At 68.0% G+C, this 19306-nt stretch carries 21 protein-coding genes; 2 read left to right on the top strand and 19 right to left on the bottom strand.

Annotated features, from left to right (window positions below):
* Positions 1-35 precede the first annotated feature (35 nt).
* The 19 genes from DWG18_RS02560 to DWG18_RS02650 all read right to left on the bottom strand — a co-directional run bounded on the left by DWG18_RS02560 (position 36) and on the right by DWG18_RS02650 (position 18108).
* A complete protein-coding gene (locus tag DWG18_RS02560) occupies positions 36-602 on the bottom strand; it encodes a PilZ domain-containing protein (protein WP_115645125.1) in 567 nt (188 codons plus the stop codon).
* Positions 602-880, bottom strand: coding sequence for a hypothetical protein (locus DWG18_RS02565; RefSeq protein ID WP_115645127.1), 279 nt, complete (start codon positions 878-880; stop codon positions 602-604). Before DWG18_RS02565 ends, DWG18_RS02560 begins: the two co-directional genes overlap by 1 nt.
* Complete coding sequence (gene fliS, locus DWG18_RS02570; protein ID WP_115645128.1) at positions 877-1299, bottom strand: flagellar export chaperone FliS; 423 nt, start codon at positions 1297-1299, stop codon at positions 877-879. Before fliS ends, DWG18_RS02565 begins: the two co-directional genes overlap by 4 nt.
* Positions 1300-1319: 20 nt before the next feature.
* A complete protein-coding gene (fliD, locus tag DWG18_RS02575; RefSeq protein ID WP_115645130.1) occupies positions 1320-2648 on the bottom strand; it encodes a flagellar filament capping protein FliD in 1329 nt (442 codons plus the stop codon).
* Positions 2649-2731: 83 nt separating this feature from the next.
* Positions 2732-3052: a flagellar protein FlaG gene (locus DWG18_RS02580; RefSeq protein WP_115645132.1), complete on the bottom strand. Its 321-nt coding sequence runs from the start codon at positions 3050-3052 to the stop codon at positions 2732-2734.
* 68 nt (positions 3053-3120) lie between these two features.
* Positions 3121-4266 (bottom strand): flagellin, encoded by a 1146-nt coding sequence (locus DWG18_RS02585; RefSeq protein WP_115645134.1) that lies wholly within the window; start codon positions 4264-4266, stop codon positions 3121-3123.
* A gap of 482 nt (positions 4267-4748) precedes the next feature.
* Positions 4749-5501: a flagellar brake protein gene (locus tag DWG18_RS02590; protein WP_115645136.1), complete on the bottom strand. Its 753-nt coding sequence runs from the start codon at positions 5499-5501 to the stop codon at positions 4749-4751.
* Between the two features lie 63 nt (positions 5502-5564).
* Positions 5565-6755, bottom strand: coding sequence for a flagellar hook-associated protein FlgL (gene flgL, locus DWG18_RS02595; protein ID WP_115645138.1), 1191 nt, complete (start codon positions 6753-6755; stop codon positions 5565-5567).
* Between the two features lie 17 nt (positions 6756-6772).
* A complete protein-coding gene (gene flgK / locus DWG18_RS02600; RefSeq protein WP_115645139.1) occupies positions 6773-8647 on the bottom strand; it encodes a flagellar hook-associated protein FlgK in 1875 nt (624 codons plus the stop codon).
* 3 nt (positions 8648-8650) lie between these two features.
* On the bottom strand, positions 8651-9637 hold the full coding sequence (gene flgJ / locus DWG18_RS02605) for a flagellar assembly peptidoglycan hydrolase FlgJ (protein WP_115645140.1): 987 nt from the start codon (positions 9635-9637) through the stop codon (positions 8651-8653).
* Positions 9638-9806: 169 nt separating this feature from the next.
* Positions 9807-10904, bottom strand: coding sequence for a flagellar basal body P-ring protein FlgI (locus DWG18_RS02610; protein ID WP_115647996.1), 1098 nt, complete (start codon positions 10902-10904; stop codon positions 9807-9809).
* Positions 10905-11085: 181 nt separating this feature from the next.
* On the bottom strand, positions 11086-11865 hold the full coding sequence (locus DWG18_RS02615) for a flagellar basal body L-ring protein FlgH (RefSeq protein ID WP_240318579.1): 780 nt from the start codon (positions 11863-11865) through the stop codon (positions 11086-11088).
* Between the two features lie 9 nt (positions 11866-11874).
* The gene (gene flgG, locus DWG18_RS02620; protein WP_115645141.1) at positions 11875-12660 is read right to left on the bottom strand and encodes a flagellar basal-body rod protein FlgG; all 786 of its coding nucleotides are present in this window, start codon (positions 12658-12660) and stop codon (positions 11875-11877) included.
* Between the two features lie 12 nt (positions 12661-12672).
* Entirely contained in the window at positions 12673-13419 is a 747-nt protein-coding gene (locus tag DWG18_RS02625; protein ID WP_115647998.1) for a flagellar basal body rod protein FlgF, read from the bottom strand.
* A gap of 187 nt (positions 13420-13606) precedes the next feature.
* Positions 13607-14830 carry a flagellar hook protein FlgE gene (gene flgE / locus DWG18_RS02630; protein WP_115645142.1) on the bottom strand — a complete coding sequence of 408 codons (1224 nt, stop codon included), beginning with the start codon at positions 14828-14830 and terminating at the stop codon, positions 13607-13609.
* A 42-nt stretch (positions 14831-14872) separates the two neighbouring features.
* Entirely contained in the window at positions 14873-15529 is a 657-nt protein-coding gene (locus DWG18_RS02635; protein WP_115645144.1) for a flagellar hook capping FlgD N-terminal domain-containing protein, read from the bottom strand.
* Between the two features lie 19 nt (positions 15530-15548).
* Entirely contained in the window at positions 15549-15956 is a 408-nt protein-coding gene (flgC, locus tag DWG18_RS02640) for a flagellar basal body rod protein FlgC (protein ID WP_115645146.1), read from the bottom strand.
* 14 nt (positions 15957-15970) lie between these two features.
* A complete protein-coding gene (gene flgB / locus DWG18_RS02645) occupies positions 15971-16342 on the bottom strand; it encodes a flagellar basal body rod protein FlgB (RefSeq protein WP_115645148.1) in 372 nt (123 codons plus the stop codon).
* A gap of 824 nt (positions 16343-17166) precedes the next feature.
* A complete protein-coding gene (locus tag DWG18_RS02650; protein ID WP_115645150.1) occupies positions 17167-18108 on the bottom strand; it encodes a chemotaxis protein in 942 nt (313 codons plus the stop codon).
* Between the two features lie 327 nt (positions 18109-18435).
* On the opposite strand from DWG18_RS02650, the gene flgA reads away from it, so the two are divergent.
* Both flgA and flgM read left to right on the top strand, forming a co-directional pair.
* A complete protein-coding gene (flgA, locus tag DWG18_RS02655; RefSeq protein ID WP_240318628.1) occupies positions 18436-18888 on the top strand; it encodes a flagellar basal body P-ring formation chaperone FlgA in 453 nt (150 codons plus the stop codon).
* Positions 18889-18988: 100 nt separating this feature from the next.
* Positions 18989-19303, top strand: a complete 315-nt coding sequence (flgM, locus tag DWG18_RS15195) for a flagellar biosynthesis anti-sigma factor FlgM (protein ID WP_162823679.1) — start codon at positions 18989-18991, stop codon at positions 19301-19303.
* Positions 19304-19306: the final 3 nt, after the last annotated feature.

A 19306-nucleotide genomic window follows, 5' to 3' on the forward strand; every position in this document is an offset into this window, starting at 1 on the left:
TAGCCGAGCGGCCGGATCGCGCCAAGACGCGGCGCTCAGCGCTGGCGTCGACGCTCGGCGACGGCCCGACGGTGCAGGCGGAACAGATGGCGCTCGAGCAGCGCTTCCAGGCCGGTGGGCAAGGGGTCGAAGCGCAGCCAGGCGCGGGCGCCGTCGGGACCGCTGTCGATCGCCAGCACGTGGGCGGGCAGGAGCAGGGCTTCCGGCAGCGTGTCGGACGGCTGCAGGCGCAGGACGACGGCGTCGCCGACGGCGGGCACGGTGTCGTCGGGGCCGAGGGACACCGCGGCGCCGCGCGCGGACCAGTCGAGTGGACGCACCGGATCGGCAGGCTGGTCGCGCTGCATCAGTGCGCCGACCAGGCCGACCAGCAGGTCGACCTTGGCTTCGAGCCGGCGGACCGCGGGATCGGATCCGGGTTCGGCGTCGTCGTCGGCGCGGGCCTCGTCGACAAGCGCGAGCGCGCGCATCAGCGCTTCACCGCGCGCTAGGGCGGCGCGCTGACGCGCTTCGGGGAGCGGCGGAAGGATCGAGAGCGGCCGCGCGTCCTCGCTGGCGATCGCGTCGCCGAACAGCGAGTCGCGCGCGGCGTCGGCGCTCATCAGGCCAGGTAGGCCTTGATCGCGCGGCCGTCGCGGCCCATGCGCTCGAGCGTGCGCTGCGCGTCGTCGCGTGCGTTGCGCAGCTCTTCGATCAGCGAACGCTGCGCGGTGAGCAGTTCGAGCCACGATTCGCGACAGCTCTTCTCGACCTCGGAACCGGTTTCGAAACTCGCGCGCAGCGCGGTCTCGTGCTCGACCAGCAGCGCGTGGGCGCCGTCGAAATCATTGTTGGCGATGCAGGTGCGGATCGCGTCGGTGGGCAGCATCGGCGTGCTCATGCGCCGGCTCCCATCGTCGCCGCGCGGGCAGGCTGCGCGCCGGGTGCGATCGCGTTCCAGGCCGATTCGATGTCCGCGATGAGTCCATCGCATTCACGCAGCGCGGCGGTGTCGTTGGCGATGTTCGCCTCGAGCAGGCGACGCTGCACGTAGTCGTAGAGCGCGAGCAGGTTCTGCGCGATCTCGCCGCCGGCTTCCATGTTTAGCGAACCGGCGAGGTGGCCGACGATCGTCGACGCCTCGCTGATCGCCTGACCCTTGCGGGCGACGTTGCCGGCGTCGATGCAGGCCGCCGCAAGCTGCAGGCGTTCGCGCAGACCGTTGAACATCAGGGCGACGAGGCGATGCGGATCGGCGTCGAGCACCGCGCTCGACACGGCGGTCTGTCGGTACTGGTTGGCGACGGCGTGATAGCTCATGGCGGTGCTCGGAATCTCGATCAGGAGGGCAGCGACGACAGCTGTTGCGACAGGTACGTGCTGGTCGATTGCAGCTTGCTCACGAGAGCATCGAGCGCGGTGAACTGCGTGCGGTACTGCGTGGTCAGCTGATCGATGTGTACCTCGTAGTTATCGCGCTGCTTCTGCAAATCCTTGAGCTTTTTATTCAGACCATCGGTACGGCTGCTCAAAACGCTGCCGGTGCCGACCCAGGAATCCATCGCGCTGCGCATCTGCTTGCCCAGCGGCGCGCTCGATCCGAACATCTTGCTGACGGCAGCGGGGTCGGCCGCGATCGCGGTGTCGAACTTCGCGCCATCGAGCGTGAGCGAGCCGTCGACGGCGGTCTTGAAGCCCAGCTTCGACAGATCGCCGTACGCGCCCGAGATCATCGAGCGCATGCCCTGCATGATCGAGCGCGGCGTCGCATCGCCGACCAGCGTGCCGGCGGTCTTGCCGTCGGAGCCGGCCTGCGTGAGCGAGCGCATCTGGCTAAGCGCGGTGTTGTACGAACTCACGAACACCAGCAGCGATGCCTTGAGCGAGCTCGCATCGGTGGTGACGTCCAGCGCGAACGGGGTATTCGGCGCGGCCTTGGTGAGCGTGAGCGTGACGCCGTCGAGGCCATCGCTGATCGTGTTCGAGCTCGACGTGCGCAGCACGCCGTCGATCTTCACTTGCGCGTCCTGGGCCGGCGAGAGCTGCGTCATCGTGCCGCCAGTCGTCGCCAAGACGCCGAGGTTGCCGTCGCCGCCACTCGTCGTGATCGTGAGCTGACCCGCGCTGCCGGTTTTCGTCGACGCGATGGTGAGCACGTCGCCCGCGTCGCCGTGCACGATCGTCGCGTTGACGCCCTGCGCGCTCATCTTGGAATTGATGGCATCGCGAATGCCGGCGAGCGTGCCACTGCCGTCGGCGATGTCGATGTCGACCGCATTGCCGGTGCCGACCTGGATGCTCAGGCGGCCGTAGCCGAGTTGCGCGACCTTGTCGGCCGGCGCGGCCTGCAACTTGTGCGCGGTGGCGAGGCGTTCGACGCTGATCTGGTAGTTGCCGAGCTTCGCGGACGACGTCGCGCTCGCGGTGTAACCCGCGTCCGTCGCGACCGTCGCCTTGCGGCCGGGCAGGGCACCGTCGCCGTCGTAGCGCTTGAGCGCGCTCTGCAGGCTCGACATCGCGCTGGTGATCTGGCCGAACGCGGAGATCTGCGCCTGCGCGGTGGTCTGCACCTTGTCGAAGCGCTTGTCGGTCGGCGCGCGCTCGGCGGCGATCAGCTGGCTGACGAGCGTGGTGACGTCGATGGACCCGCCGCCGGAAATGCTGGCCATGAAACCTCCGGTGCGCCACGGTGCGGCGCTTTCCCGGGTTGGTTAACGGCGCCTTCGGGCCGTGCTTTAGCGGCCTTGGCGACTCAGGCGCGTGTGTCGAGCAGCGAACCGGTCAGGGCGAGCCGGCGCGCGATCGTGAGCGCGGTCTCATCGGGAATCTGCAGGATTACCGCGCCGTCGTGATCGAGCACGGAAACGACGATGCGGTGCGACGCGCTGTCCACGCGGAAACGCAGCGAGGTGTCGCTGTCGGCGAGGAGATCGTCGAGCTGCTTCTGCAGCGCGGCGGGCGTGCGCGGTGGTGCGGGTGCCACCGGCGCGGCGTGCGCCAACGACGAAACCCCGGCGCCGGGCGTCGAGGTGGGAGGTAATGCTGCGGGCTTGACGGATGCGATGTCGGACACGTCGCCTTATCCGGAACGACCCGGGATGCATGACGCATCCCGGGCCGAGTTTTCCAGCGGAGAGTCGCTTAGCGGAGCAGGCTGAGGACGCCCTGCGTCGCCTGGTTCGCCTGGGCGAGCATCGCCGTACCGGCCTGCTGCAGGATCTGCGTGCGCGACAGCTCGGCGGTTTCCTTGGCGTAGTCGGCGTCGCGGATACGGCTGCGCGAAGCGGACAGGTTCTCGGAGGTGGTGTTGAGGTTCGACACGACCGAGCTGAAGCGGTTCTGCAGCGCGCCGAGGTTTGCACGCGAGGTGTTCACCGACTTCAGTGCCGCGTCGGCGACGTCGATCGCCATCTGTGCGCCAGCGAAGGACGACACGTTGACGTTGCCGATACCGGTGGTGGTCGAGCTCGTCGCCGAGAAGGCGTTGGCGAAGCCGGCAACCGTTGCGCTGTTCGTCGTACCGGCGATCGTGATCGCGGCGGACGACGAGAGCGTCAGCTGGCCCGAAGCCTGGTCGTACGAGGCGCCGACGCCGGTCTGCGCGGAGACGCGGTTGATCGCTTCGGCGAGCTGGCCGACGCGCTCCTGGGCGCTACCGGCCGCGGTGATCGCGCCGATGTCGGTACCGTTGATCGTCACGCCGCCCGCAGCGATCGCCGTGGCGAAGCCGGTGACCGACGACGCGGCGACCGAACCCGAGTAACGCGTGACGGCGCCACCGAGGGCCGAGGTCTGCACGTTCGCGATCGACGCGACCGTGATCGTCTCGCCCGAGTTCGCGCCGACCTGGAAGGCGACGCCGGCGAACGAACCGTCGAGCAGGTTCACGCCGTTGAACTTGGTGGTGGCCGACACGCGCTGGATTTCCGACTGCAGCTGCGTGACTTCGGCGTTCAGCGCGTCACGGTCCGACTGCGAGTTCGTGCCGTTCGAGGCCTGCACGGCCAGCTCGCGGATACGCTGCAGGTTGTTGCCGACTTCGCCGAGGGCGCCTTCCGCCGTCTGGGCGAGCGACACGCCGTCGTTGGCGTTGCGGGCGGCCTGGTCGAGGCCACGGATCTGCGAGGTCATGCGCTCGGAGATCGAGAGGCCGGCGGCGTCGTCCTTCGCGCTGTTGATGCGCAGGCCCGACGACAGGCGCTGGATGCTGGTGGCGAGGCTGGCACCGCTGGTCGTCAGATTGCGCTGCGCGTTCAGCGACATCACGTTGGTATTAATTGCGGCCATTTCTGCTTGTCTCCAGTTATGTTCCGGCGGGGCGGCGAAAGCCTTTCGAGCCGGTTTCCGCAGGGTTCGGCGGGATTGCCTTCGCCGCTGCTGTGGTGAGTAACGGCATCCCCGGCGCCGGGCTTTAGGCCGCTTTCATGCGTCAAGACGTTTTTGCGCGAGTTGTGATGCGCATCGCGGCCACCGCGCATGCGCGTTCGGCTGCGATGCGGAAAACTTGAGCGGCCGTTCGCACGCGATGCAGATCGAATGCGCGAAATCGAGGGGCGACGTTATCGGCGGCGACGGCGAAAAATTGAGTTTTCGCCGGGATTCGCGCGCATCTGGCGAATTCATGGACGCGGTGTCGCGATCGAGGGTATGTGCGACGACGCGGATGTACCGGGCGCATGACTTGCGCGCTGTGCACGAAGGTCGACACCAAAAGAAAAACGCGACGCACAAGGCGTCGCGTTTCGTCGTGCAGCGCAGCGGTACGCGCGTCAGTCGTCGCGCATCTTCGCCATGTGCATGCGATCGAGCTGCATCACGTAACGCAGCAGGCGCGCCTGGTCCTGCACGGTGAGGTCGACGAAGCTGCAGCCTGCGCGCCAGACGCGACGACCGCGCTGGTCGATGCGCTGCGCATGCTGCACGCGCAACGTCACCGTCATCGATTCCTGGTCCGGCAGTTCGAGGATCACGCCGGGGAACAAATCGCCGGTGTTGATCTCGATGCTGGCGTCGTCGCTGGTGAGTACTGCAAGGCCACCCCCGCCGATGTCGGCGATGCTCGCGCGCACGACGCGACGATCGCCGCCCTCCGCGTTCACCGGAAGAATGCAGGACACCGTGCCCGGCGGCTCGCGACGCACGTACTCGCGACGCTGCAGGTGCATCACCTTGACCGGGATCGGCACTTCGAGCGCGGGCAGGCCTTCGTATGTGCCGGTGCGCGCGGCGCCGGTGGCGAAGCGGACGGTGATGCGATCGACCGAGCTTTCGAAGCGCAGTCGATCGGCGGCGAGCAGTTGTTCGGTGAGCGCCGCATCGCGCGGCACGTCGATCCACATCGACGACGGGCCGACGGCGAGCGCGACGGAGACCGCGTTCTCGGTGCCGGCCGCGTGCACGAGCAGTACGCAATGCTTGTCGACGAGCTGCTTCAGGCAGCCGCGGATGTCCGCGGGGTGATGGAGCATGTACTTCTCGTACAGGCTCTCGCCTTCGGTCGGGGCGGGCGGAAGCTCGCTCATGCGATGGCGTTCCGGGGGGCGGCGTACGGTCGCCACGGGGTCGGGATCAGCATGCGGCCGACTTTACAGCTTGTCGAAGAGGGACATCGACTGTACCCGCAGCATGGTCTTCTGGGCGGCCTCGATGGCGGTCATCTGCAGGCTCAGGCGGGTGCTGGCCTCGGCGTAGTCGGTGTCGCGCAGGCCCGAGAGGGTGTCCTTGAGCGAGAGCGCGGTGCCGGAGCGGTCGTCGGCGGCCTGGTCGAGCGAGGCCAGCCGCGCGCCGGTGGTCGCACGGACGCTGAGGAAATGCTCCTGCGCAGCGGTGATGTCCGACAGCGCGGTCGTCATCGCATTGCCGTTCTGCGCCTTCTGCTGCGCAGTGATCGTCGGTGTTTCCAGCGCGTCGGCCAGGGTCTGGAGCGTGGTGAACACGTCCTGGCGCGGTGCGGACTGCAGGGTGAAGGTGTCGCCCGTCGCGGGCGCGCCGGTCAGGCGCGTCTTGATGCCGGCGACCTGCAGCGTGTCGCCATCGGTGTAGGTGCCGCTGCCGACCACGGTCGCGCCGTCGAGCACGCGCCATGCGCCGGGCGCGGTGAATTCGAGGGTGAGCGTGCGTCCGTTCCAGGCGGCCGGATCGGTGACGCTGGTGGACTGCAGCACGCCGGTGCCGGTGTTCGCCGCGGTGGCACTCGCGCGGATCGTGCCGTCGCCGGTGCGCGCGCGCATGAACACCGCGCTGCCCGGGTCGGCGTCGGCCAGCGCCATGTCGGCGGAGACTTCCACGCGGTTCTGGCCGTCGTCGCCGTTGTAAGTTACGACGCCCGCCGCGTCCGAGAACGGCACGACGCCGTCGCGCTGGCCGGCGAACAGCGAACGTCCGTTGCCGTCGTTGCGGTTCGCGACGTCGATCAGGCTCGCGCGCAGGTGGCGGATTTCCGAGGCCGCCATCTGGCGGTCGTAGTCGGACATCGTGCCGTTGTTCGCCTGCACGACGAGTTCGCGCACGCGCGTGAGGTAGTCGTTGCCGTCGCTGAGCGCGGCTTCCTGTGCCTGCAGGCGGTTCTGCAGCAGGCCGGCGCTCTTCTCGAAGTTGTCGAGCTGCGACACCGCGTAGTCGATGCGCTGCGCCTGCGCCATGCCGGCCGGATCGTCGGCGGCGCGCGTGAGCTTCACGCCCGTCGCGAGCTGTTGCTGCGTCTTCGAGATGTCGGTCTGGTGGCGCATGAGCGCCGCGAGTCCCTGCTGGTACAGGCCGGAGGTGGAGATGCGCATGCGATCGGTTCTCCGGATCAGCGGCGCACGGCGCCGAGCAGCGTCTGGAACATGGTGTCGGCCGCGGAGATCACCTGCGCCGCAGCCTGGTAGGCCTGCTGGTAGCGCAGCATGTCCGCGGCTTCCTCGTCGAGGTTCACGCCGGACACGGAATCGCGTTCGGCGGTGATCTGGTCGTGCAGCACCTGCTGCGCCTCGAGGTTCATCTGCGCATTGGCCGAGTCCGAGCCGATGCGCGAGGTGATGCGCGACAGGCCGGTGGTCATGCCCATCGTGCCGCCGTCGAGCACCGTCTTGTCGTCGAGTGCGGCGAGCAGGCGCGCATTGCTGTTGTCGGTGGACTTCGCCGGCGTGCGCGACAGCGTGAACGAGTCGCCGGCTTCCGGCGTGCCGTCGACCGCCATCGACCAGCTGGTGCCGGCGATCGGCTGGCCCGGCGTGAACACCTGCGGCGCGCCGCCGTCGATGGTGTAGTGGGTGGCGTCGATGAAGTCGATCTGCGCCGTGGTGAACGAGGCGAACTGCGTGGCGTCCGTCACCTGCATCGTGCCCGGCTTGGCGTTGCCGAGGTTCGTCGTGTCGATCTTCGCGGTGAGCGGGGACGCCGCCGCAATCTTGTTCGGATCCTTCTGGATCAGCTGCAGCGAACCCGCGGCTTCCGAGGTCGGGCGCAGCGTGAACTTGTCGCCGTTGGCGGCGGCGCCGCTGACGACCAGCGATACGCCTTCGACCACCAGCGGACTCGCGGCCGTGCCGGTGCCGGTCATCGTCAGCGCTTGACCCGTGCCCGAGCGGAACGCGCTCCAGGTGCCGGCGTTGAAGCGCAGCTCGACGTCCGAACCCTTGAGCGCGCTGACGTCGGTGATGCTCGCAGCGAACGACGCGGTGCCGGTATTCAGTGCGTTCGCGTTGACCGGCGGCGGCACGATCGAGAACAGGTCGGCACCCGCGGCGCCGGTGTAGTCGACGCCCGCGCGGTTCTGCGTGTTCATCGAGACGGCGAACGCGGTGGCCATGCGACCGAGGTCGGCACGCGCGGGGTCGAGCACGCGCTCGCGGAATTCGAGCAGGCCACCGATCTCGCCGGACAGCGAACCTGACGGCAGCTTGACCACGCCGCCCGGCGTGTCCATTGACAGCACCTTGCGATCGGCGCGATAGGGATCCTGCGCGAGTGTCAGCTTCCCGGCGCGTGCGCCCAGCACGAGCGCCTGGCCGCCGCTGAACACGTTCAACGCACCGTCGTCTTGCGGAACGACCTGCGCGCCGGTCAGTGCGGCGAGTTTGTCGATGCGCAGGTCGCGCTGGTCGATGAGGTCCGGGCTCGCGTTCGAGCCGGACGTGGTGATCTGTTCGTTGAGCTTGGCGATTTCGGTCGCGAGCTGGTTGGCGACGTCGACCTGCGCGGCGAGGCGCTGGTCGGATTCGGTGCCCATTGACGTCAGCTGCGAATCCATCGCGCGAAAACGCGCCGCGAGCTGGTCGGCCGAGTCGAGCATGGCGCCGCGCGCGATGCTGGAGCCGGGCTCGGACACCACGCCCTTCACCGTGCCGTAGAAGTTCGACCACGGCGTCGCGAGCCCGGTCGACGAATTGCTGAACAGTCCGTCGAGGCGATCGGCGTAGGTGCTGAGCTGCTTGAGGCGACCGAGTTCGCCGCTGCTGTCGGCCTGGCGCGCGAAGTTGAGGCCGTCGGCAAGACGCTGAAGTTTCTGGATCGACACGCCGGAACCGACGTAACCCGCGCCGACGTTCTGCCCGGGCCGCGCTTCGAGATCGACACGCTGGCGCGAGTAGCCTTCCGTGTTGACGTTGGCGACGTTGTGGCTGACGGTGCCGAGCGCGCGCTGGAAGGCGAGCAGGGCGCTGGTGCCGGTGGAGAGCACGCTCATGGTTTACGCACTCCCCAGTGCAGCGAGCGCGCGGCGCATGGTGGCGCCGTTCGCGATCGCGGTGATCTTGTTGGCGTACGACGGATCCGTTGCATAACCCGCGTGTTGCAGTGCGGACGCGAATGCATGCGCATCCTCGCCGGTGCCGCGTGCATTCGCGTAGCGGCCGCCGCCGAGCAGACGCGCGTAGTCGGAGAAGCTGTCCGCCGGCGTGCTGTAGGAACGGAAATTCGCGCGCTGGCTCTGGCGCACGCCGTCGACGTATTCGTGCGTAGCCGAGGCCACGCTCTTGCCGCTCCAGCCGCCGCCGGCCTTGATGCCGAACAGGTTGTGCGACACGTTGCCGTTGCCGCCGACGAGCTTGCGACCCCAGCCCGTTTCCAACGCGGCTTGGGCGATCAGCGCCTTGGCCGAAACGCCGAGTTCCTGCGCGACCTTCTTCGCATGGGGCCACAGCGACTTCACGAACGCTTCGGGGCTGCTGCAGTCCATCGGCGTGAGCGGACCGCAGGCGTCGGTGCTGGCAGAGGCGGTGGGCGCGGGGACGGGCGTCGTCGGTGCGGACAGGGTGTTCATCGAGACGCCGCTGCTCGACGGTGCGAGCTGCAGCGATTCACCGAGCTTCATCGGTGCAAGGCCCGACGGCGCGGACAGGGGAATCGAGCTGCCTGCCGGGCGCACGAGGGGCAGCGGGCCCTGCACCGCAGGCGTCGACGATTGCCCGGTGCTGCGCTCCAGCTGCTTCATGATCATCGGTGCGAGGCCGAGGCCGCGCCCCTTGCTCAGCTCCTTGGCGAGCTGGTTGTCGTACATCTCACGATACGTGGTGTCGCCGCCGGCGAGTGGATCGCCGCTCGATGTGCCACGCATCGACTTGATGAGCATGCTCGCGAACTGGGTCTCCAGCTCGTGGGCGGCCTTTTCCATAGCCGGCCGCGACGTCGAGGCCGTCTGTGCGTGATCCAGGGCGATGGCGGTTTGAAGGCGCATGTCGGGACCAATGCAAGCGGTGTGCCGGGCGGCGGGGCTTCCTGGGTGGGCGGTGCGGAGTAGAGCGACCGTGTTCCGGTGGTTATCGGCGCAGCGGCCGGTTTCCTTGGACGCGGTGGAACGCGTGACGGCCGTCCGCCTTTCACGGGCGACCGTCAGAAGTCCGTCGTCAGATGACCTCGAGCTCGGCCTTCAGCGCACCTGCGCGCTTGAGCGCTTCGAGAATGGCGACGATGTCGCCCGGCGCCGCACCGACGGCATTCACCGCGCGCACGATGGCGTCCAGCGACGTGCCGCCTTCGAACTTGAACATGCGGCCGCCGGTCTGCGTGGCCTGGATCGTCGACTGCGGCACCACGGCCGTGCCGCCGCCCGCGAACGCGTTCGGCTGGCTGACCTGCGCCGACTCGGTGATCGACACCGTGAGCGAGCCATGCGACACCGCGGCCGGAAGCACGCTGACATTGCCGCCCATCACCACCGTGCCGGTGCGCGAATTCACGATGACCTTGGCGGCGGCCTCGCCCGGTGAAACGTCGAGCGATTCGAGCTGGGCGAGGAAGGCGATGCGATCCATCGCCGGCGGCGCGATCTCGATGGTCACGCCGTCGACCGCGCGTGCATGGCCGGGGCCGAACGTGCGATCGATCGCGCTGACGATGCGCGAGGCCGTGGTGAAGTCGGAATCGTTGAGATTGAGCGTGACCGCGCCGCCCTGCGGATTGCCGGGCACCGCGCGTTCGACGATCGCACCGTTCGGGATCGTGCCGGCGTTGGTCGCGTTGACCTGGATGCGCGAGCCGTCCTTGCCGCCCGCACCGAAACCGCTGATGACGAGCGAACCCTGCGCGACCGCGTAGACCTGTCCATCGGCGCCCTTGAGCGGCGCCATCAGCAGCGTGCCGCCGCGCAGCGAACCGGCGTTGCCGATCGACGACACGGTGACATCGATGTTCTGGCCCGGCTTCGCGTACGGCGGAAGCTCGGCACTGATCGCGACGGCGGCGACGTTCTTGAGCTGCGGATTCACGCCCGGCGGAATGGTGACGCCGAGCTGGTCGAGCATCGACTTCAACGACTGCACGGTGAACTGCGTCTGCGAGGTGCGGTCGCCCGAGCCGTCGAGGCCGACGACGAGGCCGTAGCCGACCAGCGGGTTGCCGCGCACGCCGGCGACCTGCGCGAGGTCCTTGATGCGTTCGGCATGCGCGGGTGCGCCGACGAGCAGCATCGCGACGACCGCGAGGAGCATCTGCAGGCGCGACATGGCGCCACTGCGGAGCGGCGTGCGCGTGACACCGAACTCGGCGTCGCGCGCGGCGTCGAGTTCGAACGGATTGGCCGCGCGCGTCAGCGGAGCGAAGCTAGGCGCAGGCCGTGGGATCGCCACCGGTGCGTTGTGTTGCGCCAACCGACGCCACATCGAAACAAGATTCATCGTCGCGACCTCAGTACGGCATCAGCGCGGAGTTGAAGAAGCGATCCAGCCAGCCCATCGCATTGCTGCGCGACACCGGCCCGCGACCGCCGTAGACGATCTTCGCGTCGGCGACGCGTTCGGAGCTGACGGTGTTGTCGGCCGCGATGTCGGACGTGCGCACGACGCCCTGGAACTGCACGACTTCGTCCCCCTGGTTCAGGCGGATCTTCTTTTCGCCCGACACGAGCAGATTGCCATTGCCGAGGTCCTGCACGACGGTGACCGACACCGTGCCGTCCAGCGAATTGCTCTGCTTGGTGTCGCCCGCGCCGTTGAAACCGCGCTTGCCGTCGACACCGACCTGCAGGATGTTCTTGCCCTTGTACGTGACGCCCTGGCCCGCGATCGTCGGTGCCGACAGGTCGATCGCCGACTGTTTGTTGATCGCCGTGCTGGCCTTGGTCGACGCCGTCGTGGTTTCGACGAGGATGATCGTCAGCAGGTCGCCGACGTCGCGCGCCTTGTTGTCCTGGAACAGGCGCATGGTCTTCGTGCCGGTCGCGCCCGCATTGCTGTAGATCGAGCCGCCGCCGTCGCCTGCGGTCGCAACCATCGCAACCGGCTGCATCGTGGCCTGCTGCTGTTGCTGCGCATACTGCGCACGCATCACCGTCTGCGCGGCCATCTGCGCGTGGATCTGCTGCGACGTCGGCACGGCGGGATCCTGCTGGAACGTGCGCACGTCGCCCATGGCGGTGGCGCAGCCCGTGAGCGAGGCGAGGGCGCAGAGGAGGGCGAGCGTCTTCATCGCGAAGCCTTACAGGTTCTGGTTGAGATAGCCGAGCATGTTGTCGACGGTGGAGATCGCCTTCGCGTTGGTCTCGTACGCGCGCTGCGTCTCGATCATCGACACCAGTTCTTCGACCACGTTGACGTTCGAGCCTTCGACCGAACCCTGCACCAGCGTGCCGAGGCCGGACGTGCCCGGATTACCCTGCTGCGGCGGACCGCTGGCACCGGTTTCGGCGTAGAGGTTTTCGCCCTTGGCCTGGAGGCCGGCGGGATTGACGAAGTCGACCAGCGTGAGCGAACCCACCTGCACCGGCGCGGCCTGGCCTTCGACCTGCGCAGTGACCGTGCCGTCGGCGCCGATCGTCACGCTCTGCGTGCCCTGCGGCAGCGTGATGCCGGGCTGCACGGGATAGCCTTCGTTCGTGACCATCTCGCCCTGCGAGTTGATCTGGAACGAGCCGTCGCGCGTGTACGCGGATGTGCCGTCGGGCATCAGCACTTCGAAGAAGCCGCGGCCGTTCACCGCGACGTCGAGCGCGTTGCCCGTGTTCGAAAGATTGCCCTGCGCGAAGCTCTTCGCGGTCGAGGCGACGCGCACGCCGGTGCCGATCTGCAGGCCCGAGGGCAGCTGCGTCTGCTCCGACGTCGAACCGCCCGGCTGGCGAACGGTTTGATAGAGGAGATCCTCGAAGTTCGCGCGATCGCGCTTGAAGCCGGTCGTATTGACGTTCGCGAGGTTGTTGGAAATGACCGACATGCGCGTCTGCTGCGCGTCGAGGCCGGTCTTGGCGATCCACAAAGCCTGGGTCATGACGGTTCTCTGTTACTTCGAGGAGAGCAGCGAATTGCCGCTGCGGGCGTTCTCGTCACCGCTTTGCAAGACGCGTACCTGCATCTCGAACTGGCGGCTGTACTGGATCATCGACACGAGCATGTCGGTGGGGTTCACGTTGCTGCCTTCGACCGCGCCGCTCACGAGCGACGTGCCCGCCGCCTGCGGCGGATCGGCCGCGCCGGGCTTCGCGCGCATCAGGCCGTCGTCGCCGCGCACGAGGTCGGAGGTCTTGGCCTCGACCACCTTGATGCGGCCGGATTCGGTGATCGTCGACGCGGGTTGTCCCTGCGGAACGATCGAGATCGTGCCGTCGCCGGCGATCGTCAGCGTCTGGTAGGGCGGAATCGAAAGCGGTGCGCCACCGGAGTCGAGAACGGGCAGCCCGTTCGACGTGGTGAGCAGGCCGTTCTCGGTGAGCTTGAGATCACCGGCGCGCGTATACGCGGTGGTCCCGTCGGGTGCCTGCACCGCGAGCCAGCGATCCTGGTGTAGTGCGACGTCCAGTTCGTTGCCCGTATTGATCAACTGGCCTGCAGCGCTGGAGACGCCGGCCATCGTCGGGATCGTCGCTACGCGCGACGAAAGGCCCTGGCCCGTGACGGGCGCCGCCTTCGTCGCGACCAGCTGCTGCTGGAAGCCGACGGTGTCGGCGTTCGCGAGGTTCTGCGCGACGCTGGCCTGCGCGCGCAGCGAGGCGCTGGCGCCGGTCATGGCGATGTAGAGCGACTTGTCGATCATGCAAAGCCCTGCGGGCGGGCGGCACGAGTGCCGATGCAGGAGCTAGGCAAGCGGTGTGCCAGCTACGGCTTCTCCAGCCGCTTGCATGCGATGAACGCGACGAGCGCGCCGCGACCGGCGTCAAAAAAGAACGGCCGCCCCGACAGCAGGCGGCCGATCCATCTCCTCCCCCGAGGAAATTCCGTCAGCGGATGTTGATCACCGTCTGCGTGATCTGGTCCTGCGTCGTGATCATCTGCGCGTTCGCCTGGAAGTTGCGCTGCGCGGTGATCATGTTCACCAGCTGCTCGGTCAGGTCGACGTTCGACGACTCGAGCGCGCCGCCCTGCACATTGCCGAATTCCGCCGTGCCTGCGGCACCGCGCATGGCCTGGCCGGATTCCGACGTCTCCGCCCACGCGTTGTCGCCGAGCGGCTGCAGGCCCTGGGGATTCGCGAAGTTGGTGACGACCACCTGGCCGAGCGCGGTCGACACGCCGTTGGTGTAGCGCGCCTGCACGATGCCGTCGGAGCCGACTTCGATGCCGGTGAGGCGACCGGTGGTGTGACCGTCCTGCGTGAGTGCGGCGACGCTGAAGCTGCTGCCGTACTGCGTCGAGTTGCCGACGTTGAGCGTGATGTTCATCGGCGCGGCACCCGTCGCCGGCGTGTACGCCGGCAGCGCGATGTTGCCTGGCGCGACCGGCGTGGTCAGCGTGCCGGTCGACGAATATTGCAGCGTCTGCGCGCCGCCGACGGCAGTGCCGTCGATCGTCGTGTAGGCCTGCCATTGGTTCGGCGTGGCCGTCTTGACGAAGTACATCGACTGGCTGTGCGCGGCGCCCAGCGAGTCGTACACGGTCATCGACGTCGTGTAGTTGTACGAGGTCGGATCCGCGGCGTTGAACGCGGCGGTGACCGGGACGCTCGCGTTGGCGGGCAGGTTGGTGCCGACCGCCACGTTCGACGTCGCGAGCGGCGGCGAATCGCCGGAATCGAGCTGCAGGTCGGACATGCGGCCCATGTCGAAGCCGCTACCGCTCGCATCGGGCAGGTAGACCTGCAGGCGCTGGCCGGAAGGATTCACGACGAAGCCGTCCTTGTCGGTGCCGAAGTTGCCGGCGCGCGAATAGACGGTGGTGCCGTTCGCCGACAGCGTGAAGAAGCCCTTGCCGTTGAGCGCGAGATCGAGCGCCTTGCCGGTGTTCTCGACGGTGCCCTGCGAAAACTGCTGCGCCACGCGCTGCAGCCGCACGCCGGCACCGACGGTGTTCTTGGACAGTCCGTAGGCCGACGTCGGATACACGTCGGCGAACTCGGCGCGCGACTGCTTGAAGCCCGTCGTGTTCGAGTTGGCGATGTTGTTCGACGTGACATTCAGGTCGGACTGCGCCGCGTTCATGCCGCTCAGCGAAACTCGGAAGCTCATGGATTAACCCCTGTAATGACGTTGCGTGCGACGTGTGTCGGGTCAGCCGATGCGGCGGACGGAAGAGAGCGGTTGCGGGCCGATGCCGCGCAGATTCAGCATCAGGCCATTGGCTTCGATCGACACGCTGTCGACGTGCGACGACACGCGCGTCGAAAGCGCCTGTGTCGACGCACCGCTGCCGGTCGTCGCCTTGATGGTGTAGGTGCCGGCGGGCGCGGTGGCGCCGCTCGATGTCTTGCCGTCCCACTGCCATGCGACGCTGCCCGCGCCGTTGGCTTCGATGGGCACGCGACTGACGACCTGGCCGGATGCATCGGTGATCTCCAGCGTGATCGGGCCGGATGACGTCGCGAGTACTTCGCCCTTCATGCCGGCGCCCGCATCGAGTTGCACGGTGTCGGTATCGATCAACGCGTCGTGGCCGACGAGCGATGCGGCGCGCAGCGTCTGGTCGGATTCCATGACATTCGCGACGGAGCCCAGCGCGTCCTGCATGCCGTTGATGCCCTGCACGGTGGAGAACTGCGCGAGCTGACCCAGCATCTGCGTGCCGTCGAGCGGCTTGAGCGGATCCTGGTTCTTGAGCTGTTCGGTCATCAGCTTGAGGAAGTCGGCCTGGCCGAGCGTTTCCTTCTTGCTGAGCGGCGTCACGCCATAGGACGACAGCGCGTCGGTGGTGGAGCCCACGGTACTCATGCGGAAAGTCCTCTACGGCTCATCGGCCGAGGTTGAGGGTTGCGACCGCGAGCTCCTTCGCGGTGTTGAAGACCTCGACGTTCGCCTGGTAGCTGCGCGAGGCGGAGATCATGTCGACCATCTGCGCGACCGGATCGATGTCCGGCGCGTACACGTAGCCCTTGTCGTCGGCGAGCGGATTGCCCGGCTCGTAGCGCTTGAGCGGCGCGGCATTGGATTCGGTGACGGTCTGCACCTTGACGCCGGCGAGTGCGGGATCGCCTTCGACGGGCGTCGCCTCGAACACGGGCATCTTGGCGCGGAAGGTGTCCTCGGCCTTGCCGGAAATCGAGTTGGCGTTGGCGAGGTTGGACGCGACGGTCGACAGGCGCACCTGCTGAGCGCCCATGGCGCTGCCGGCGACGTCGAAGATGGGCAGGTTGCTCATGGCTTATGCAGTCCTCACTGCCCGGTGATCGCGGTGAGCATGGTGCGCACCTTCGATTCGACGAAGTTGAGCGTCGCGCGGTACTCGAGCGAGGCCTGCGCGAATGCGGCCTTCGCGCGCTCGCCGTCGACGGTGTTGCCGTCGAGGCTGGGCTGCGAGGACGGCGCGTCGAACTGCGCACCAGTCGCGGCGGCGTTGATGGGATCGGTCCCGACGGCGTCGGCAGCGGGCGCCATCGCGGCGGTCAGCGCCTTGGTGAAGTCCATGTCCTGGGCGCGGAAGCCCGGGGTGTCGGCATTCGCGATGTTCGCGGACAGCAACTGCAGCCGCTGCTCGCGCAAGGCGAGGGCGGTGCCGTGGATGCCGAGGAAGGATTCGGTGGCCATGTGCCCCTCCGGGGGCGGGATGTCGGAGGGGATTAGGCAAGGGGTGTGCCAGCGGGTGTGCCGGCGGCCGCTTCGGGCCGAGCCATCGGTACTTGGGGCGGCGGATTACTGCCGCTTGTCGAGCTTGCTTTGGCGGCCCGCACTGGCTCGCCCGCTTGAGCCTTGAAGCGACGGCAAAGGCGTTCCGTTCGCTGGCGCGACCGGGTCACTTTTCTTTGCGGGTGCAAAGAAAAGTAACCAAAAGAAAGCACCTTCCTCGACGGATCTACCGCTCGCGACCGGCGGCACTCTCGAGATCGCCACACTCAGCATCCTGCCTCGGGTGGCGACGGCGCGCGTCCTGCGCGCCGCCCCTTCGGGGTCTTCCCGGTTGATGTGGGCTATTGAGGTAGTGGCCGAAAGCGGCGTCTCGCCGGTTCCCGGACCCCATGTCTGCGGGGGTGCGCTGCCGGCGCGGCTTGCGTCCTGGAGCCTTTCGTAACCCTGCGGCCCAACACAGCGGAAGCGTCTCAGGACCGGGCTCCGCTGGCTGCCGTACGGGCAGGTGGCCGCCGAACGGCTGTCAGCTGTTTGGAAACTCGCTGTGCGACCGCAATCGTGAAGACCCCGAAGGGGCGGCCGACAGGACGTCGGCCGTCGCCACCCGAGGCAGGATGCCGAGTGTGGCGATCGCGAGGGGCCCGCACGTTGCGAGCTGTAGATCCGTCGAGAAAGGTGCTTTCTTTGGTTACCTTTCTTTGCACCAGCAAAGAAAGTAACTCGGCCGCGTCAGCGGACGAAACGCTGTAGCTTCAAAGGCTTACGGCGCCACGGGCGTAGACGACTCACGCCGCCCGGGCCCGCTGCAACGCCACAATCCTCGCCTCGATCCGACTCGCCAGCTCTCGCTCCGAATACTTCGGAACGAAGTCGTCCGCGCCCACCCGCTCGACCATCGCGTGGTTGAACACGCCCGACAGCGAGGTGTGCAGCAGCACATGCAGCGAGCGCAGGGCCGGGGCGCGCCGGATTTCCGTCGTCAGGGTGTAACCATCCATCGCCGGCATTTCGATGTCCGAAATGACCATGGCGTAGCGGCGGTCCGGCGGGGTGCCGCTGTCGGCCAGCTGCACCAGGTGCTCGAGCGCCTGGCGGCCGTCGGACAGCAGGGTTGCGTTGAGGCCGAGTTGGTCGAGCAGCTGGCGGATCTGGTTGCGGGCCACGCGCGAGTCGTCGACGACCAGCACTTCGCGCGGCACGTCGCCGCTGATCGAAAGCGGTTGCACCCCCGCGATTTCCGAGGCACGCGGCGCCGACTCGGCCAGCACGCTTTCCACGTCCAGCAGCTGGATCAGCTCGCCGTGGAAGCGCGTCACGCCCGTCAGGTAATGGCACTCGCCACCCAGATCCGGCGGCGGCTGGATGTCCTCGACCGCGATGTTGACGATGCGTTCGACGCCTGACACCAGGAAGCCCTGCACCGTGCGATTGAACTCGGTGACGACCAGATACGGCGGCTCCGGGCTCCCGGCCGGTGCGGCATGGCCGACGGCGCGGGCGAGGTCGAGCACTGGCACCGTGCGGCCGCGGACGTCAGCGGCGCCAGCGAACGCCGGGGGCAGCTGCGGCAGCGTGAACAGCGGCGGGCGCGGGATGACCTCCTGCACCTTGAACACGTTCACGCCAAAAAGCTGACGCGAACCCAGCCGGAAGAGCAGGAGCGCAAGGCGGTTGTGGCCGGCCAGGCGCGTGCGTTGGTCGATGCGGTCGAGAAGGTCGCGGCTCATGCACGCGTTGTCGGCCTGTCCGGCGCGTCCTTGAGTGGACCGACGTGCGCGCCATCAAAGCTCCGGCACGGCGATTGCTATGTCCCCGGCATGAGACGTTCCGCCCGCCTGTCCCTGCTGATGCGTTGCGCGATCGCCGCGGTGCTCGCGGCCTTTGTGCTGCTGGCGCACGCGGCCGATGGCGTGACGCCGGTGGCGGACATCCTGCGCGCCGCGGAGGCCGCCTTGGGGGGCGGCGCCGGGGCGCAGGTCGAAGCGCGCGTCGACAGCGCGGTGCGCATGCCGGCCTGCAGCCAGCCGCTGCAGGCGGTCGCGATGGGGCCGCGCATGGCCGAGGTCCGCTGTCCGGATCCGTCGGGCTGGCGATTGACGGTACCCGCGCGCGTGCGTCGCGATGCCGACGTCGTCGTGCTGACCGCGCCGGTGCAGGCGGGCACCGCGATCGACCTCGCGCAGTTGACCGTGCAGCGTCGCGACGTCGCGAACGGAAGTGGAGTGGGGATGTCGGACCCGTCGCAGGTCGCCGGGCATATCGCCCGGCGCGCCCTGCCGGCGGGTGCGGTGGTGACCGCCGGGGATCTCGCCGACGGCGCGGGGACGCTGAAGCGCGGGGATCCGGTGGTGATCGTGTCGCGGGCCGGGGGAATCGAGGTCCGCATGGGGGGGCGCGCATTGGGGAATGCGATGTCCGGGGCGGTGGTCGCGGTGGAAAACTTGGAATCAAAGCGGATCGTGCGGGGCCGGCTGGTCGCGGACGGGGTGGTCGAAGTCCTGCAATGACCGCTCGTCTGAACCGCGGCGAAAAAAATGTGGCGGGGGCCTCAAGTCCGTCCACGGGGCGCCGTTACCTGCCCTGACCGCTCATTCCCCGGAGTTCGCCATGACCAGCAAGATCGATGGCCTGAGCCCGTCCCCGGCCCGGGTCGTAGACACCGCAGCGTCGCCCAGCGTGGCGCGTGCGGGTACCGACCGTTCGAAACCTGTTGTTGCCGCGCCGGCAGCGGACAGCGTGCGTCTGACCGGCGAAGCCACCGGCCTGCAGGCTGCGGTGGAATCCCAGCTCGGCCAGCCCGCGCCGCTCGACATGGCGAAGGTCAATGCCGTCCGTGCCGCGCTCGACGACGGCAGCTACCAGATCAATCCGCAGGACATCGCGAATCGACTGGTCGCACTCGAGCGCCAGATGAGGGGATAAGCC

The sequence above is a fragment of the Lysobacter sp. TY2-98 genome (assembly GCF_003367355.1).
Lineage (GTDB): Bacteria > Pseudomonadota > Gammaproteobacteria > Xanthomonadales > Xanthomonadaceae > Cognatilysobacter.

What these genes read in the sequence shown, in the direction of transcription:
- flgA (WP_240318628.1), top strand. Translation starts at nt 18,436, where the DNA reads ATGGCCGAGGTCCGCTGTCCGGATCCGTCGGGCTGGCGATTGACGGTA.
- flgG (WP_115645141.1), bottom strand. Translation starts at nt 12,660, where the DNA reads ATGACCCAGGCTTTGTGGATCGCCAAGACCGGCCTCGACGCGCAGCAG.
- flgB (WP_115645148.1), bottom strand. Translation starts at nt 16,342, where the DNA reads ATGGCCACCGAATCCTTCCTCGGCATCCACGGCACCGCCCTCGCCTTG.
- DWG18_RS02635 (WP_115645144.1), bottom strand. Translation starts at nt 15,529, where the DNA reads ATGAGTACCGTGGGCTCCACCACCGACGCGCTGTCGTCCTATGGCGTG.
- fliS (WP_115645128.1), bottom strand. Translation starts at nt 1,299, where the DNA reads ATGAGCTATCACGCCGTCGCCAACCAGTACCGACAGACCGCCGTGTCG.
- flgJ (WP_115645140.1), bottom strand. Translation starts at nt 9,637, where the DNA reads ATGCGCCTTCAAACCGCCATCGCCCTGGATCACGCACAGACGGCCTCG.
- DWG18_RS02610 (WP_115647996.1), bottom strand. Translation starts at nt 10,904, where the DNA reads ATGTCGCGCCTGCAGATGCTCCTCGCGGTCGTCGCGATGCTGCTCGTC.
- DWG18_RS02560 (WP_115645125.1), bottom strand. Translation starts at nt 602, where the DNA reads ATGAGCGCCGACGCCGCGCGCGACTCGCTGTTCGGCGACGCGATCGCC.
- DWG18_RS02585 (WP_115645134.1), bottom strand. Translation starts at nt 4,266, where the DNA reads ATGGCCGCAATTAATACCAACGTGATGTCGCTGAACGCGCAGCGCAAT.
- flgM (WP_162823679.1), top strand. Translation starts at nt 18,989, where the DNA reads ATGACCAGCAAGATCGATGGCCTGAGCCCGTCCCCGGCCCGGGTCGTA.
- flgE (WP_115645142.1), bottom strand. Translation starts at nt 14,830, where the DNA reads ATGAGCTTCCGAGTTTCGCTGAGCGGCATGAACGCGGCGCAGTCCGAC.
- DWG18_RS02650 (WP_115645150.1), bottom strand. Translation starts at nt 18,108, where the DNA reads ATGAGCCGCGACCTTCTCGACCGCATCGACCAACGCACGCGCCTGGCC.
- flgC (WP_115645146.1), bottom strand. Translation starts at nt 15,956, where the DNA reads ATGAGCAACCTGCCCATCTTCGACGTCGCCGGCAGCGCCATGGGCGCT.
- DWG18_RS02590 (WP_115645136.1), bottom strand. Translation starts at nt 5,501, where the DNA reads ATGAGCGAGCTTCCGCCCGCCCCGACCGAAGGCGAGAGCCTGTACGAG.
- flgL (WP_115645138.1), bottom strand. Translation starts at nt 6,755, where the DNA reads ATGCGCATCTCCACCTCCGGCCTGTACCAGCAGGGACTCGCGGCGCTC.
- DWG18_RS02615 (WP_240318579.1), bottom strand. Translation starts at nt 11,865, where the DNA reads ATGAAGACGCTCGCCCTCCTCTGCGCCCTCGCCTCGCTCACGGGCTGC.
- flgK (WP_115645139.1), bottom strand. Translation starts at nt 8,647, where the DNA reads ATGAGCGTGCTCTCCACCGGCACCAGCGCCCTGCTCGCCTTCCAGCGC.
- DWG18_RS02565 (WP_115645127.1), bottom strand. Translation starts at nt 880, where the DNA reads ATGAGCACGCCGATGCTGCCCACCGACGCGATCCGCACCTGCATCGCC.
- fliD (WP_115645130.1), bottom strand. Translation starts at nt 2,648, where the DNA reads ATGGCCAGCATTTCCGGCGGCGGGTCCATCGACGTCACCACGCTCGTC.